15 protein-coding genes are annotated in these 16,115 nt (G+C 58.9%); 6 read left to right on the top strand and 9 right to left on the bottom strand.

Annotated elements, in window-relative coordinates; all coding sequences use genetic code 11:
- Positions 1-158: 158 nt before the first annotated feature.
- Positions 159-1,427, bottom strand: a complete 1,269-nt coding sequence (locus T18_RS00200; RefSeq protein WP_038491425.1) for an extensin family protein — start codon at positions 1,425-1,427, stop codon at positions 159-161.
- Positions 1,428-1,731: 304 nt separating this feature from the next.
- On the bottom strand, positions 1,732-3,546 hold the full coding sequence (locus T18_RS00195; RefSeq protein WP_038491428.1) for a methyl-accepting chemotaxis protein: 1,815 nt from the start codon (positions 3,544-3,546) through the stop codon (positions 1,732-1,734).
- 251 nt (positions 3,547-3,797) lie between these two features.
- Here T18_RS00195 and T18_RS00190 point away from each other — a divergent pair, with 251 nt between their 5' ends.
- Positions 3,798-4,112 (top strand): DUF1883 domain-containing protein, encoded by a 315-nt coding sequence (locus T18_RS00190; protein ID WP_003516101.1) that lies wholly within the window; start codon positions 3,798-3,800, stop codon positions 4,110-4,112.
- Between the two features lie 81 nt (positions 4,113-4,193).
- On the opposite strand, the gene T18_RS00185 is transcribed toward T18_RS00190, so the two are convergent.
- Positions 4,194-5,510: a replication-associated recombination protein A gene (locus T18_RS00185; RefSeq protein ID WP_038491430.1), complete on the bottom strand. Its 1,317-nt coding sequence runs from the start codon at positions 5,508-5,510 to the stop codon at positions 4,194-4,196.
- Positions 5,507-6,913 (bottom strand): DegQ family serine endoprotease, encoded by a 1,407-nt coding sequence (locus tag T18_RS00180; protein WP_003516104.1) that lies wholly within the window; start codon positions 6,911-6,913, stop codon positions 5,507-5,509. The genes T18_RS00185 and T18_RS00180 overlap by 4 nt, the downstream gene beginning before the upstream one ends.
- A 174-nt stretch (positions 6,914-7,087) precedes the next feature.
- Here T18_RS00180 and T18_RS00175 point away from each other — a divergent pair, with 174 nt between their 5' ends.
- Positions 7,088-7,441, top strand: coding sequence for a lysozyme inhibitor LprI family protein (locus tag T18_RS00175; RefSeq protein WP_038491433.1), 354 nt, complete (start codon positions 7,088-7,090; stop codon positions 7,439-7,441).
- A 3-nt stretch (positions 7,442-7,444) separates the two neighbouring features.
- Here T18_RS00175 and T18_RS00170 read toward each other — a convergent pair whose 3' ends face one another.
- Both T18_RS00170 and ilvD read right to left on the bottom strand, forming a co-directional pair.
- Positions 7,445-8,446, bottom strand: coding sequence for a serine hydrolase domain-containing protein (locus tag T18_RS00170; RefSeq protein ID WP_038491436.1), 1,002 nt, complete (start codon positions 8,444-8,446; stop codon positions 7,445-7,447).
- A 264-nt stretch (positions 8,447-8,710) separates the two neighbouring features.
- Positions 8,711-10,546, bottom strand: coding sequence for a dihydroxy-acid dehydratase (gene ilvD, locus T18_RS00165; protein ID WP_013636431.1), 1,836 nt, complete (start codon positions 10,544-10,546; stop codon positions 8,711-8,713).
- 312 nt (positions 10,547-10,858) lie between these two features.
- On the opposite strand from ilvD, the gene msrP reads away from it, so the two are divergent.
- A complete protein-coding gene (gene msrP, locus T18_RS00160; RefSeq protein ID WP_038491439.1) occupies positions 10,859-11,800 on the top strand; it encodes a protein-methionine-sulfoxide reductase catalytic subunit MsrP in 942 nt (313 codons plus the stop codon).
- A 2-nt stretch (positions 11,801-11,802) separates the two neighbouring features.
- Entirely contained in the window at positions 11,803-12,450 is a 648-nt protein-coding gene (gene msrQ, locus T18_RS00155) for a protein-methionine-sulfoxide reductase heme-binding subunit MsrQ (RefSeq protein ID WP_038491442.1), read from the top strand.
- Here msrQ and T18_RS00150 read toward each other — a convergent pair.
- Positions 12,404-12,832, bottom strand: a complete 429-nt coding sequence (locus tag T18_RS00150; protein ID WP_038491445.1) for a DUF2809 domain-containing protein — start codon at positions 12,830-12,832, stop codon at positions 12,404-12,406. The genes msrQ and T18_RS00150 overlap by 47 nt on opposite strands.
- 57 nt (positions 12,833-12,889) lie before the next feature.
- Here T18_RS00150 and T18_RS00145 point away from each other — a divergent pair, with 57 nt between their 5' ends.
- Together T18_RS00145 and T18_RS00140 are read left to right on the top strand one after the other, a co-directional pair.
- Complete coding sequence (locus T18_RS00145; RefSeq protein WP_025593944.1) at positions 12,890-13,762, top strand: DUF817 domain-containing protein; 873 nt, start codon at positions 12,890-12,892, stop codon at positions 13,760-13,762.
- 219 nt (positions 13,763-13,981) lie between these two features.
- The gene (locus T18_RS00140; RefSeq protein WP_038491447.1) at positions 13,982-14,305 is read left to right on the top strand and encodes a hypothetical protein; all 324 of its coding nucleotides are present in this window, start codon (positions 13,982-13,984) and stop codon (positions 14,303-14,305) included.
- 79 nt (positions 14,306-14,384) lie between these two features.
- On the opposite strand, the gene rplQ is transcribed toward T18_RS00140, so the two are convergent.
- Both rplQ and T18_RS00130 read right to left on the bottom strand, forming a co-directional pair.
- Positions 14,385-14,810 carry a 50S ribosomal protein L17 gene (rplQ, locus tag T18_RS00135; protein ID WP_003495230.1) on the bottom strand — a complete coding sequence of 142 codons (426 nt, stop codon included), beginning with the start codon at positions 14,808-14,810 and terminating at the stop codon, positions 14,385-14,387.
- A gap of 118 nt (positions 14,811-14,928) precedes the next feature.
- Positions 14,929-15,939, bottom strand: coding sequence for a DNA-directed RNA polymerase subunit alpha (locus T18_RS00130; RefSeq protein WP_003516121.1), 1,011 nt, complete (start codon positions 15,937-15,939; stop codon positions 14,929-14,931).
- Positions 15,940-16,115: the final 176 nt, after the last annotated feature.

Raw genomic sequence — 16,115 nt, 5'->3', positions numbered from 1 at the left:
CACCAAACCCAACAGGCCCAAATTGTAAAGTGGCCACATCCCCCACTCCGTCATTCCGGGTAGCACCGGGACGGACGGGAAGTTACGGGTCGACGTGACGCACCACAACTAATGCCTCACGCCTATCGTCATGCACCACCGTGTCGTCTCGTCGCCCCCTAGTCGCAATGCCTGTAACCGGACTTGCGGGTGCGCAGGTCGAAGTGGAAATGGTTCCAGTGGTTGGGATCGCTGCCTGGCCCGAGAACCGTGGAGAAATATTTGCAGCTATCGGACCTCACTGCCTTCAGCAGCGCCTTTTCCCGGAAGGCGAAGAAGTTCTTGCTGCGAACGTCGATCTCCTTGCCGTTGTTCAGCGTTATGGTGCCGATATCGATGGCGTTGCCACGCGCATGTTCGGACCACGGATTGCTGGAGCGCGAATTCATCTTGCGGCAGGAATAACCGCCCATGGGCGTGATGCGTCCGACGCCTGAGAGGTAACGGAATCGGGAGGACGGCACGAGTTCGAACTTTACCCATTTGGCGAAGGCAAGCGTGACCTGGCAATTGAGCTTCACTGCCGGGCGGATGGCAACGCCGCTGGCAAGCCCGCTGAGTTCGATCGGATAGTCGATACCGCAGGTCGGTCCATCTGCAATGCGCGCAACATCGCGGAAGGCGACGCCGAGACGGCGCAGCTCGGAGCGACAGGCCACTTCCGAGGATGGCATGACGCCGGGCGGCATGGCCGAGCGGTTGCTTTGCAGTCCGTCGCGGGACATCGGATCATTAGGCATCACCATGGCGACCTCCTCCACCGGCTGGCGGCGGGAAGAAGACCCCGGCGGCGGTGGCGGTATCAACCGCGACTGACCCGCACTTTGTTGCCGGCGGGCGGGAGAAACGGCAACCGGATTGTCGGTGCCGATGCCGTCCACCACCGGCTGGGCGGAAGCGCCTTCGGCAATATCGGCGTCCTGCTCTTCCGCAAGTCCGCGAACCGGCTCCACGCCCAGCATGGAATCCATGTTCACCCCGCCCTCGCCTTCGGCGATCTGATTTGCGGCGCCCTGCTGGTTAGGCATGGCTGGGGAGGCCATGCTTTTGCCGTTCGCGGCCATCCGCGCCTGATGCTGGCCATCCAGCGTGGAATAGCCCTGGCCGCCCTGTGGCGATTGCAGCAGGGGATCCTGCGAGGCATAAGGCTCCGGCATCGGTTGCGACACGGCTGCGGGATAATTGGTGGCCTGCCCGGTCCGCTCGGCCTGATAGACCGCACCCGGCGGCGCGCTGTAGCCTTGCTGTCGCGACGACCGGATGGCGCCGACACGTGTCGTGCCGTCAACCTCGGCCGGCGGCACCAGGCCCTCCGCCGAACACGACACCATGACCGTGGAAATCATCAACAACGTCACAAGACGACGCGGAAGGGAAACATACGCCATACGAGAACCTGTACCTTCAGCGGCCGCTACCCGCGGCAATACAGGCAAATTTTAAAGAAACGGGGTAAACGAATCCTTATTGGTTGGGAGAAATAACGAACCGGGCTGTTCCGTGAAGCGGGAAATGCGGGAGCCTCGACCGAAATCATACCAAAGGTGTCAGCAAAGCTCCGCCAACCAACGCCTCTCACGACGCAGACACACCACGGATCCGGCACGACGGAGGAAATGTTGTCTCACTTCCTCGAAACAGAAAGGGCGCAGCCAAAGCCGCGCCCTGTAAACTATCTCAAGCGGATAAAAATCAAGCCGCCCGCGAAACCTCGCGCCCTGCCCCATGCCCGAGTTCGAAACGGGACAGCAGCGCGCGGAGCTGCCGGCTTTCTTCGGCCAGCGTCTGGCTGGCCGCCGTCGTCTCTTCCACCATGGCGGCGTTCTGCTGGGTCATCTGGTCCATGTGGTTGACGGAGGTGTTGATCTCCTGCAGGCCGGTGGCCTGTTCGCGTGCCGCCGTGGCGATGGAATTGACGTGGCCGTCGACCCGGTTGACCAGCGTCACGATCTCATCCAGCGCATCGCCCGTGGAGCGAACGAGTGCGACACCGCCGCCGACCTCTTCCGCGGAACGATTGATAAGGGTCTTGATCTCCTTGGCGGCATTGGCAGAGCGTTGCGCGAGTTCGCGAACCTCCTGTGCCACCACGGCAAAACCGCGTCCCGCTTCGCCTGCCCTTGCGGCCTCGACACCGGCATTCAGCGCCAGAAGGTTGGTCTGGAACGCGATTTCGTCGATGACGGAAATGATCTGCCCGATGCGCCGCGAAGATTCCTCAATACGGCCCATCGCATCGACGGCATTGCGCACGATCTCGCCCGAGCGGCCTGCGCTCGTTTTTGTATCCTGCACCATTTGCCGGGCCTCGTTCGCCCGTTCGGAAGCGGTGCGCACCGTCGCGGTGATTTCGTCAAGAGCCGCCGCCGTCTCCTCCAGCGCCGCTGCCTGCTGCTCTGTCCGGCGCGAAAGATTGCCGGTCGCACCGCTGATGTCAGATGCGCTATCGTTGACGACATGGCCGGTTCTGGCGATCGCCTCGATCGCCCCATGCAGCGCGCCGACGGCGCGGTTGAAATCCATGCGCAGCTTTTCATATTCGCCGCCGATATCGGCAAGATCGACGGTCAGATCGCCATTGGCGAGTGCTTCCAGCGAACTGCCGAGCTCGTTCATGGCATGAGCCTGACGCTCGGATGCGGAGCGCAACGCCATCTCGTTGCCATGCCGCGCCTCCTCCAGCGCCCGCTGCTGCCCCGCCTCGCGGGCCTGCAAGGCGCTGCGCTCATTGACGCTGTCACGCAGCACCAGCAACGTCTTGGCAATGGCGCCGATTTCGTTGCGACGGTCGGCGAATTCAATTTCCGCCTCGCCGTCACCATCAGCGATCCGCTTCATACTCTGCCGGATGCGATCGATAGGCCGTGTCACGCTGCGCACGACGGCTGCAGCCACGCCGATCACCAGAAGGCCGGACAGAACACACACTGCGATGTTGAAATAGGCGTTGCTCCAGAAAACCGCCTCAAGATCGTCGACATAAACGCCAGTGCCGACAATCCATCCCCAGGGCGCGAAACCGGCGACATGGGAAAATTTCTCGACTGGGTCCGGCGCGCCGGGCTTGGGCCAATAATAATCGACAAAGCCCTGGCCGCCCGCCTTCACCGTATTGACGAATTCGACGAACAGCGCCTTGCCGTTCGGATCCTTGTTGGCAGTGAGATCGCTGCCGTTCATCTCGGGCTTGATCGGATGCATCACCATCTTGGGATGCATGTCGTTGATCCAAAAATAGCCGCTACCGTTGCCATAGCGCATCGCCGCAATCGTGGTCTTGGCTTGTTGCTGGGCAGCCTCACGCGTCAGGGTACCACCCTGCTCCAGCCGGTAATATTGCTCAAGAATGGCGACAGCCGTTTCGTTCATGGATGCGAGCCCCGCTTTACGCTCGCGTTCCATCTCATGAAAGGTCTCGAACAGGCTGAATGTAAGTGCCGCAGTCAATATTGCCAGAAACAATGCAACGAGCGCATAAAGGCGCATAGATATCGTGACGTTTTTCATATTCCCCCCAACGCCGCTGACGGCACTTCGACCAGCGTATGTTAGAGTTAAAAAATTTATTATAACTGAATACGCTTATTATACGTTAGTATTATTCCAGACCTCCTCCAACCAACCCGCCAATACTCTCCACGGCCCTTCAAAGCCGGCGCAGCGACCCGAAATTCTACAGGGTGCTGCCGTTTTAAAGAGCTCGTTAACCCTGACGTCCTATCCTCTTTTGCCAAAATACAGGTACAGGGAGACGCGCAATGTCACGGCCGAATTTCCGCTTTACACACTATGACCTGAAGGAATTGCGGGCTGGGACGACCATTGAGGTGTCCCTTTCGGCCGTCAACAATGTACGGCTGATGACAGGCGCAAATTTCCAGCGTTTCACAGAATTGCTCGATTTCAAATATCTCGGCGGCGTCGCGAAAAAATCGCCGATCCGCATCAGCATTCCCGAGACCTTGCACTGGCATCTGGTGATCGATGCCGAAGGGCATAGCGGTCTGGCGGAATCCTCGGTCAAGATGCTGCCTGCGCCGTCGCAGGTCATGCAACACCGGAAGGCATCCTGATTTCCCTTTGGAAACAGTTGGATGGCGCGTTTTTACGACTCACTTTGGCAAGCGCCTGATTCTCTTTGTGAAGAAAGCTTTTTAACGCGAATCGCGCTCGCGGCGCAGCTTCGCCCACCAGTCGAGACGCTTGCGGATGTCCCGCTCGAACCCCCTGTCGGGCGGATCGTAAAACGTCTTGCGACCCATTTTTTCCGGAAAATAGTCCTGTCCCGAAAAGGCATCCGGCTCGTCATGGTCGTAACGGTAACCGTCACCATAACCCTCGCCCTTCATCAGCTTTGTGGGCGCGTTCAGAATATGTTTTGGCGGCACCAGCGAGCCGTTTTCCTTGGCAGCCCGCATCGCCGATTTGAAGGCTGTATAAACGGCATTCGATTTCGGCGCGGTGGCGAGATAGACGCAGGCCTGCGCCAGTGCCAGTTCGCCTTCCGGTGACCCCAGATAATCATAGGCGTCCTTGGCGGCATTGCAGACGGCAAGCGCCTGCGGATCGGCAAGGCCGATATCCTCCACCGCCATGCGCACCAGCCGCCTCCCGATAAAGAGCGGGTCTTCGCCGGCATCGAACATGCGGCAGAGATAATAAAGCGCCGCATCCGGGTCCGAACCGCGCACCGATTTATGCAGCGCGGAAATCAGATTGTAGTGGCCGTCCTGTCCCTTATCGTAAACCGGCGCGCGCCGCTGCACGATGCGCGTCAGCCCTTCGGTATCGAAAGTCTCTTCCTTGCGCGCCGCGCGCCAGACCTCTTCGGCAAGCGTCAGCACGGCGCGGCCATCGCCATCGGCCATCCGGATCAGGCTGACACGCGCCTCCTCGGTCAGCGGCAGAGGCTTGCCCTCCGCCTCTTCGGCGCGCTTCAAAAGCTCGCCCAGGCTCTCTTCGTCATGCGAACCGAACGTGAGGACACGCGCCCGCGACAAAAGAGCGGCATTCAGTTCAAAGGACGGGTTTTCGGTGGTTGCACCCACAAGAATGATGGTGCCGTCTTCCATGACCGGCAGGAAGCTGTCCTGCTGGGCACGGTTGAAACGATGGATCTCGTCAACAAAAAGCAGCGTCTGCCGGCCGTTCATCCGGCGTGTGCGTGCTGCCTCGAAAACCTTCTTGAGATCGGCAACACCGGAAAAGATCGCCGAAATCTGTTCGAAAGCCAGCCCGGCCTCGCCCGAAAGCAGACGCGCGACCGTCGTCTTGCCGGTGCCGGGCGGTCCCCAGAAGATCATCGATCCGAGTGAGCCGCTATCGATCATACGGCGCAGCACGCCCTCTTCACCCGTCAGATGCGGCTGCCCGGTCACCTCCGCCAGTGTCTTCGGACGCAGGCGGTCGGCAAGAGGCCGCCGGTTGGCGACCTCGACAGGCACCTGTGGGGCAAAGAGGTCATCGCTCATCGCAGGAACTGCCGGATGCGTTGACCGTCACGCAGGATTTCCACCCGCCAGAAGCCGGGATTGTCATCCAGCGCCTTTTCAACCGCAGCCGTGGAGCCGATATCCGAGCCGTTCAGCGACAGGATGACATCCTTCGGCTGGAAACCGACCCGATAGGCCGGCGAACCGCGCTTCACATCGGTGACGACGACGCCGGTCACCTGCGAAGGCATGCGCAGCTCATCCGCAAGCTTCGGCGAGAGATTGGCGACCGTCGCGCCCGCCAAGGGATTGCGTCCCTCCAGCAGCCGTTCGTCACGCGGCGCGGTTTCCGGCGCCGTGTCGAGCGCAATGGTCACCTTCTTCTCTTTACCCTTCTCCACCAGCGTCAATTCGGCAGACTTGCCGATGCCAGCAGTCGTGAGGCGATAACCGAGTGCATCGGGATGCTCCACCTCCAAACCGTTGACCGCCGTTACGACCTGCCCCGGCTCGATGCCGGCCTTCTCCGCCGGGCCGCCCTTGACGACGCTGACGACGAGCGCACCGCGCGCGCGGTGCAGGCCAAGCGCCTCGGCGACATCGGAGGTGACGGGATCGAAGGTTGCGCCGATATAGGGCCGCTGGAAGTTCGCGTCGCCACGCTCGGCGGCGGCAACGAAAACACGGACCAGATTGGCGGGAATGGCAAAACCGATGCCGTTCGACCCGCCGCCCTTGGAGAAGATGGCAGTATTGATGCCGATCAACTCACCCGCCATGTTCATCAGCGCACCGCCGGAATTGCCGGGGTTGATGGAGGCGTCGGTCTGGATGAAGAAGCCGAAATCGCCCTGCGTCACCTGGTTGCGCGCCAGCCCCGAGACGATGCCACTCGTTACCGTCTGGCCGACACCGAAGGGGTTGCCGATGGCAAGCACGAGATCGCCGACTTCAATGGCATCCGAATTGCCAAGCGAAAGCACCGGAAACTGTTCCTTCGCGTCGATCTGCAGAATGGCAAGATCGACCCGGTCGTCCTTCAGCAGCACCTTGGAGGAGAATTCACGCCCATCCGCCAGCGCCACCTTGATGTCGTCGGCGCCATCGATGACGTGATTATTGGTCACCACGAGGCCGCCGGCCGTCACGATCACACCCGATCCGAGCGAGGACTGTTTCTCCGTGCGGTTCGGCATCTGCTGGCCGAAGAACTGTTCGAAGAACGGGTCGCCGGCAAAGGGCGACGAGCGCCGCTGCACGATGCGTTCGGCATAGACATTCACCACAGCGCCCGCAGTACGCTTGACCAGCGGCGCGAAGGAAAGCTGCATTTCCGTGTGGCTTGCGGGCACGGTCTTGTTGTCCTGCGCCTGCGCTCCGACCGGAACGAGAAGCAGCGCCGCAAGAAAGCCGGTGGACAGATACTTCAGCACGCTCTGCATGTGATTCCTCATCCTCATCAGTATGATGGAGTTATAACGCGAAAGCCTATAAAGCAAAGCGCGGCAAGATGATGGCCGATCTTTTTCATGCAATGACCGGCTTGTGCAGGTGGAACCAACAGCACCCCATTTCGGTTTCACCCACACGAGCCTGTCCTCAAAATGAGACGACCCATGCACATGAAACAGACAATCCTTGCCTCCGGCATCCTCCTCGCCTGCGCTTCACTGGGTTCGCCCGCCAACGCCGCCAGCTTCGATTGCACGAAGCCGGATCTGGCCGCGGATGAAAAGGCGATCTGCGACAACCGCGCCCTCAACGATCAGGACGTGAAGATGGTCACCACCTTCGACATCCTGACACAACTGATGGCGATGGGCGCACGCGACACCTTGCGCGAAGAACAGAGCCAATGGTTGAAAAAGCGCCAGGAATGCAACGCGGATGTCGCCTGCATCACAAATGCCTATGAGGAGCGCATGAAACGGCTCGGGGAAGCTTTCCAGAGCATAAACAGACCGCTTTGATTTTCACGCAACGCGAATGATATTCTCCATCAGCCCATGCAATTGGTCGCGATAACCGGTTCTCGCCGAAGGCGCATCCTCGCGGGACGTCATAACCACAGAAAGCCGTTTGGCGGGGACGATATAGAGCATCTGCCCGCCGTAGCCCCAGGCATAATAAACCGTCTCGCCCGCCATCTCCTTGATGAACCAGCAATAGCCGTAACCATCGCCGTTGAAGACGGAATTGGTGCGTTGTTGCCAGGATTGATCGATCCAGCTCTGCGAAATCAAACGCTCGCCGCCTGGCGTTACCCCGCCCAGCCGGTAAAGCTCACCGAAAGCCGGCAGCGACCGCGCCGTCATCGCCATCTGGTTGCCGCCGAGATAGATGCCCTGCGGGTCGCGCTCCCAGCCGCCGATTGAGAAGCCCTCCAGCGGCCGGAACCAGTCGCGCGCCAGCGACAGCGTCGAACGGCCGGATGCCTTGGTCAAAATCGCCGAAAGCAGATGCGTGGAACCGGTGGAGTAAAGCATGCCACCGCCCGGCTCTCCGGCAAAACCCGACCCCAGCGCCATTCGCACCCAGTTGCGGCTGGCGACCCAGCGGCCGTAGTTCGGGCCGGACATTCGTTCCAGACCGGATTGCATGGAAAGCAGGTTGCCGATGGTTACCCTTTCCAGACGCGCATCGGGGTTCGGCGGAAAATCGCTGCGCAGGATCGTGGCAATCGGCTGATCCGCCCCGGCCAATATCTTGCGGTCGATCGCCATGCCGACCAGCGCGGAAATCACAGATTTCGAGGCCGACTTGATGTTGGTGGAACCCATAAGGCTGGCGCCGTGATAGGCACGGCTGGCCACCTCCTGGCCGTCAATACTGACGATGGCGGCTTTAAGGCTCGAAAGCCCATCCGCCTCGTTGAGCAATGGACTGAAGCGGGCGCCATTGCCTGCCGTTTGCCCGTGGGCAAGGCGGGCGAAAGGCAGGGATGCGATAAGGCCGAGTGCGGTTCGTCTTTTCATGGTGCTGAAGTTAGGCATCGCGGCGCGTTGGAAAAGGGCAAGTGACGGAACATCACTCCAATGTGACTGATGGCATGGAGGGTGGACGGCCGGATGGTTTAGAATTTGCGTTTCAGAAACAACGTGTTGCGCGAGCTTGGAGAATCAAGCTCTGAGGCAATTGAATCTGTTTCTTAACGACGCGCGTAATCTGGGTCAGAACAAGAAAAAGCCGCTCAGAAGAGCGGCTCAGGCTGCCTGCAATGTAGGACCCTGCCCGCCAGATTACTCCGGCAAAATCCGAACAGCACCCTTGTCGGCACTGGACGCAAAAGCCGCATAGGCCTTCAGCGCTGTCGTGACGTTGCGCTTGCGGAACTCCGCAGGCTTCCAGCCGAGCTGATCCTGCTCGGCGCGGCGGGCTGCCAGTTCCGCATCCGTAACTTTGAGGTTGATCGTGCGGTTGGGAATATCGATCTCGATCAAGTCGCCCTGACGCACGAGGCCGATAGCGCCGCCCTGCGCCGCTTCCGGCGAGGCATGGCCGATGGACAGGCCGGATGTGCCGCCCGAAAAACGTCCGTCGGTGATCAGCGCGCAGGCTTTGCCGAGGCCCTTGGACTTGAGGTAGCTAGTCGGATAGAGCATTTCCTGCATTCCGGGGCCGCCCTTCGGTCCTTCGTAACGAATGACGACGACATCACCTGCCTTGACCTCGTTGGAAAGAATACCCTTCACCGCCGCGTCCTGGCTTTCGTAAACAACCGCCGGACCGCTGAATTTCAGGATGGATTCGTCGACACCCGCCGTCTTCACGATGCAGCCATCAAGAGCGATGTTGCCATAAAGCACGGCCAGACCGCCATCCTTGGAGAAAGGCTTTTCAACCGAGCGGATAACGCCGTTTTCACCGTCCGTATCCAGATCGTCCCAGCGCGACGACTGGCTGAAGGCCACCTGCGTCGGCACGCCGCCGGGGGCAGCCTTGAAGAACTGCCGCACGGTTTCGCTGTTGGTGCGGGTGATGTCCCAACGGTCGATGGCGTCGCCCAGCGTCGCCTCGTGCACCGTGTAGGTATCGCGATTGAGGAGACCGCCACGATCCAGCTCACCGAGAATGCGCATGATGCCGCCGGCGCGGTGAACGTCTTCCATGTGCACGTCCTGCTTGGCAGGCGCGACCTTGGAAAGGCAGGGAACCTTGCGGGAAAGACGGTCGATGTCTTCCATGCCGAAATCGACACCGCCCTCATGCGCTGCCGCCAGAATATGCAGCACCGTGTTGGTGGAACCGCCCATGGCGATATCCAGCGACATGGCGTTTTCAAACGCAGCCTTGTTGGCAATGGTGCGCGGCAGAACGGTCTCGTCGTCCTGCTCGTAATAACGGCGCGCCAGATCGACGATCAGGTGACCGGCCTCGACGAACAGGCGTTTGCGGTCCGAATGGGTGGCAAGCGTCGAGCCATTGCCGGGCAATGACAGGCCTAGCGCCTCGGTCAGACAGTTCATGGAATTGGCAGTGAACATGCCGGAACAGGAACCGCAGGTCGGGCAAGCGGAACGCTCGATGATCTTGACGTCCTCATCGGAAATCTTGTCATCGGCAGCTGCGACCATGGCGTCAACCAGATCGAGCGCGACCGTCTTGCCATGCAGAACGACCTTGCCCGCTTCCATCGGACCACCGGAAACGAATACGGCGGGAATGTTGAGGCGCATCGCCGCATTCAGCATGCCGGGGGTGATCTTGTCGCAGTTGGAGATGCAAACCATCGCGTCGGCGCAATGGGCATTGACCATGTATTCGACCGAGTCAGCGATGATTTCGCGCGACGGCAGCGAATAAAGCATGCCGTCATGTCCCATGGCGATGCCGTCATCGACAGCGATGGTGTTGAATTCCTTGGCAACGCCACCGGCCGCTTCGATTTCACGCGCAACGAGCTGGCCGAGATCCTTCAGATGCACATGGCCCGGCACAAACTGCGTGAAGGAATTGACCACCGCGATGATGGGCTTGCCGAAATCGCTGTCCTTCATGCCGGTGGCGCGCCATAGGCCGCGCGCGCCCGCCATGTTGCGGCCGTGGGTTGTCGTTCTGGAGCGATAGACTGGCATGGTGTTTTCCTCGATCTCTTGGGCAGAAGAGCGCATTCCCGCACCGCGGTCAAAATGCCCTCGCCCTATTTTGCGGTTTTTCTAGCGCAAACCGTAAGCCCTGTCACTGTCACCTTCGGGCAAAACAGTACGGTTCGGTACGGTACGCCCGGTTTGAATGTTGCAATTCGCGCGGCCTGTCATCACAAATGCGCGATTTTCGCCGCCCGGCCGCTGTTTTTGCGCAGAGTGCTGAAACATATCTGTGCAGCGGCCGTATAGCCTATCATAATCGATTTATCGCCGATGCACCCGGCTTTTGTGGAGGTTGAAATGCCCGCCTATCGTCCGCCCCTCATCCCGGCACGAGAAATCACGCCGAAGAATATCTACCTCTCGAGACGTGGCTTCCTGGGCACGGCGGCGGGGCTTGCGGCAATCGGTCTTTCCGGCCGCGAGGCTGTCGCTGCTCCGCTTGCTGCCAAAGCAGGCGCCTACAAGCTGGATGAGAAGCTCACCCCGCTCGATGCCGTCACCAGCTACAATAATTTCTATGAGTTCGGAGTGGGCAAATCCGACCCGAAGGAAAATTCCGGCAAGTTCAAGCCCAACCCCTGGACGGTGAAGGTGGATGGCCTTGTCTCCAAACCGCAGGAATTCGGCATCGAAGAGCTGATGAAATATCAGCTAGAGGAGCGCACCTATCGCATGCGCTGCGTCGAGGGCTGGTCGATGGTCATTCCGTGGATCGGTTTCCCTCTCGCCGCACTTCTCGACAAGGTGGAGCCACTCGGCAGCGCGAAATACGTGTCCTTCGAAACCGTGGTGCGGCCGGAGGAAATGCCGGGCCAGAGCGGCCTGTTCCAGCCTCTGTCCTGGCCCTATTTCGAGGGTCTGCGCCTAGATGAGGCCCGCCATCCTCTGACCATTCTTGCCGTCGGACTATACGGCGAAACCCTGCCGAACCAGAATGGCGCGCCCATTCGCCTCGTCGTTCCCTGGAAATACGGCTTCAAGGGCATCAAATCCATCGTCCGTATTTCGCTTGTCGAGAAACAGCCGGAAACGACGTGGAAAAACTCCAACGCCCGCGAATACGGCTTCTATTCCAACGTCAATCCGCATGTGGACCATCCGCGCTGGAGCCAGGCAACGGAACAGCGCATCGGCGAAGGCGGCTTTTTCGGCACCCAGAACCGCCCTACCCTGATGTTCAACGGCTATGACGAGGTGGCAAGCCTCTATACCGGCCTCGATCTAAAGGCGAATTACTGATCATGGCCCTCGCCTTTTCGCTTCCCTCACTGCCGAAGCGTTACCAGCCGGCAGCCATCTGGTCGCTTTATGTCATCGGCCTCTGTCCCGGCCTCTGGTATTTTTACCTCGCCGCAACCGGCGGCCTCGGCTTCAACCCAGTCAAGGATTTCGAGCACCTGCTCGGCATCTGGGCGCTGCGCTTTCTATGCCTCGGCTTGCTGGTGACGCCGCTGCGCGATCTCTTCAACATAAACCTCATCGCCTATCGCCGGGCGTTGGGACTGATCGCCTTCTATTACGTGCTGGCACATTTCAGCGTCTATCTGGTTCTGGACCGCGGCCTGGTCTTCAGCTCCATCGCCGCTGATATTCTCAAGCGGCCCTATATCATGTTCGGCATGGCGGGGCTCGTCATGCTGCTGCCGCTCGCGCTCACCTCCAACCGCTGGTCGATCCGCAAGCTCGGCAGCCGCTGGAACACGCTGCACAAGCTCGTCTATCTCGTGCTCATCGTTGGCGTACTGCATTTCGTGCTGGCGCGAAAATCGATCACGCTCGAGCCGGTGTTTTATATCAGTACGATGGTGGTGTTGCTCGGGTATCGGCTGGTGCGGCCCTCGATCATGGCGGCGAAGAAGGCAAGGCGCGCAAGCCCCGTCCGGACGTAAAGGACGCCACCGCGATCCCGCCGATATAACAGACGATATTCCACACCGAGAAAACGCGGCCGAGCAGCAAAGCTCCGGCCGCCGTTGCGCGAAACGCGTCCAGCGCCGGGAAATGAACGAGCCGGATCAATTCCACGACGATGACGGCGATGACGGCGATGTAAACCTCGTAACCGTACCAGCGGGACGGAAGGATGGCCGCCAGCAGCAGATAGACCATCGCCCCCCAGAGCACGGATCCGCCATATTTTACCGCCACGAACGGCAATCCCACCTCGTAGCCGAACGCCCGCAAGCAAAGACCGCCAATGATCACAATCATGGCCGCCGCCAAAAGCCGGATGCGGGCAAAATAAGGCGGGGAAAGGCGTGACGGACCCATGCGAGTTCCTTCCGGTTTTCGTATGAAAATTTAACGGATACAAATCGAGGCGCGAACATGAGCACAGCAACAGGCCCAGCCGCAACCCGCCTCTCGGTTTTGGACAATCTTCTGTGCGATACCTATCCTTGGGGCGAACTCAAGGGCATCAGGCGCTTTGTCATCGAATTTCTCTATTTCGGCATCAAGGAAGCCCGTGCCTGCCTGTTTGCGGGATTGTTCTTCATTTCCATCTTCGTGGTGCCGCATGGTGGGGTATTTGGCATTCCGCGTTATGACGTGCTGCTGATCGTCGCGCTCGGCATCCAGTTCTTCATGATCTGGAGCAGGCTGGAAACGCTTGACGAGGCCAAGGCCATATTGCTGTTCCATATCGTGGGCTTCGCGCTTGAGGTGTTCAAGACGTCAAGCGCTATCCAGTCCTGGTCCTACCCCGACTTCGCCTATAGCAAGGTCCTCGGCGTGCCGCTCTTTTCCGGCTTCATGTACGCCGCCGTCGGCAGCTACATCATCCAGGCGTGGCGCCTGCTGGATGTGCGCATTCGCAATTATCCCACCTATTGGATGGCAACGCTGATCGGCATCGCCATCTACGCCAACTTCTTCACCCACCACTTTATCGGTGACTACCGCTGGTACATCGCCGCCTGCGCCATCGGCCTCTATTCCCGCGCAACAGTGGTCTACCGTCCCTATGATCGGGATCGAAAGATGCCGCTGCTTCTCTCCTTCGTCCTGATAGGGTTTTTCGTCTGGCTGGCGGAAAACATCTCCACATTCTTCGGTATCTGGAAATATCCCGATCAGATCGGCGCATGGTCCGTCGTCCATATCGGCAAGTGGAGTTCGTGGTCGCTGCTGGTCATCATGACGTTTACGATTGTCGCGCAACTCAAGCACATCAAGGCCCGCATCCACGTTCCGGAGTGAAGCGAGCGCTTTCCAAGCATCGTTAAAAACGACGATTGCAGGACATCGAGCCGATAGAGAGCAATAACTTAGATATCATTAAGTAAATCCTGCCAAAAAATCTATCGGGCGATATACAAGACAGGCGAAAATTACGAAGTTGGCGTATTTATTGTTCACGACGCCAGCCGCCCTAATGGCTTCTATGTTGATACAGCTTACCCTCGGAACGCCGATATTGTGAAAAAGACCATTACACCCGCACCCGTATTCCTGAAATTTACAGGCTATATGATCCAAGACTTCGAAATGTTCGAAAGCTTGGATGGCGTCTTACTTCTAGGTTTGTATCACTTAACTAAAAAGGAGCGAAATGAGCTCAGTACATTCCTTGCATCCCTGTTGCGCTCTGATGTTTCAGATAGCTTGATTGGAGATCTTTGGAACACATCCAATGCTGAATTTGGTGCCGAAGGTAAGGGAATTAGATGGCTTCTCAATCGGACCGTCGAGTTGATCGAAGGTGACGACGGCACTGACGGTTACTATCTGCGTCGTTCATGACTATTCTTTTGGAAAATAAAAAAGCCGGGTGATCTCTCACCCGGCTTTTTAATTCACGACGCCTGAACGGCGTCAGACCTTACGCAGCTTCGGCAGCAGCAGCTTCCGCAGCAACGCGAGCCTTGTCGGCTGCGCCCTTGGCGTCAACGTCACGCTCGACGAATTCAACAACGGCCAGAGCCGCGTTGTCGCCCTGGCGGAAGCCAGCCTTCATGATGCGCAGGTAGCCGCCGTTGCGGGTTGCGTAACGCGAAGCGATTGCGTCGAACAGCTTGCGAACAGCGTCCTGATCCTTGATCTGCGAGATCGCCTGACGACGAGCGTGCAGGTCGCCGCGCTTGCCAAGCGTCACGAGACGCTCGACGATCGGACGGATTTCCTTCGCCTTAGGAAGGGTGGTGACGATCTGCTCATGGGTGATGAGCGAAGCAGCCATGTTGGCAAACATTGCCTTGCGGTGGCTGGCGGTTCTATTGAGCTTGCGGCCTGAATTACCGTGGCGCATTGCTATTCTCCTTCTACGCAGATGCCTTCTCTAAGGCCTGCCGTTTCCTGGCACATGCAGATGACTTATCTGCTGTTTGACGGGGAAAGGCAGTCTTTAAGGTCTGCCTTCTTGTTTGTTAGTATTGGTCTTCGTAACGCTTGGCGAGATCTTCGATGTTCTCAGGCGGCCATGCCGGTACTTCCATACCGAGGTGCAGACCCATGGAAGCGAGAACTTCCTTGATTTCGTTCAGCGACTTGCGACCAAAGTTCGGCGTGCGAAGCATTTCGGCTTCGGTCTTCTGGATCAGGTCGCCGATATAGACGATGTTGTCGTTCTTCAGGCAGTTTGCCGAACGAACGGACAGTTCCAGCTCGTCGACCTTCTTGAGAAGCGCCGGGTTGAACGCGAGTTCGGTAACCGATTCTTCTTCTGCTTCCTTCTGCGGCTCGTCGAAGTTGACGAAGACGCCGAGCTGGTCCTGAAGAATGCGAGCGGCGAAGGCAACGGCGTCTTCGCCGGAAACCGAACCGTTGGTCTCGATCGTCATGATCAGCTTGTCATAGTCGAGAACCTGACCTTCACGGGTGTTTTCCACCTTGTAGGACACTTTCTTGACCGGAGAATACAGGCTGTCCACCGGAATGAGGCCAATCGGGGCATCTTCCGCGCGGTTGCGCTCAGCCGGTACGTAACCCTTGCCGTTGTTGACGGTGAATTCCATGCGGATTTCAGCGCCTTCGTCCAGCGTGCAGATCACGTGGTCGGGGTTCAGGATCTCGATGTCGCCAACCGTCTGGATGTCACCAGCGGTTACCGAACCCGGACCCTGCTTGCGCACGACCATGCGCTTGGAATCGTCACCATCCATCTTGATGGCGATTTCCTTGATGTTGAGCACGATATCCGTCACATCTTCCCGAACGCCGGGGATGGAGGAGAATTCGTGCAGGACACCGTCGATCTGCACGGCCGTAACAGCGGCACCACGCAGAGAAGACAACAGAACGCGACGAAGCGCGTTGCCGAGAGTAAGACCGAAACCACGCTCCAGCGGCTCGGCAACGAGCGTTGCCTTGGTGCGGCTGGACGAGGTGAACTCGACCTTGTTCGGCTTGATAAGTTCCTGCCAGTTCTTCTGAATCATCTTTAAACCTTCCGTTCGCCGCCACCATCCAATCGTGACGGACCGAGCATGAAAACACTGAGAGGAACCTAATTCCGCGGTTCATCAGTGGGTTCTTGAGCGCAAGTCCGTCGATCGAAATCGACGCGCACACGCCAGATACACGAAAATTCCGCCAGACCGAAGGAAAGGCGGAA

This window comes from Rhizobium sp. TBD182 (assembly GCF_001950375.1).
GTDB classification, from domain to species: Bacteria; Pseudomonadota; Alphaproteobacteria; order Rhizobiales; family Rhizobiaceae; genus Agrobacterium; species Agrobacterium tumefaciens.
The sequence above is the reverse complement of the archived record's forward strand: the minus strand, read 5'-3'. Positions and strand labels throughout refer to the sequence as shown.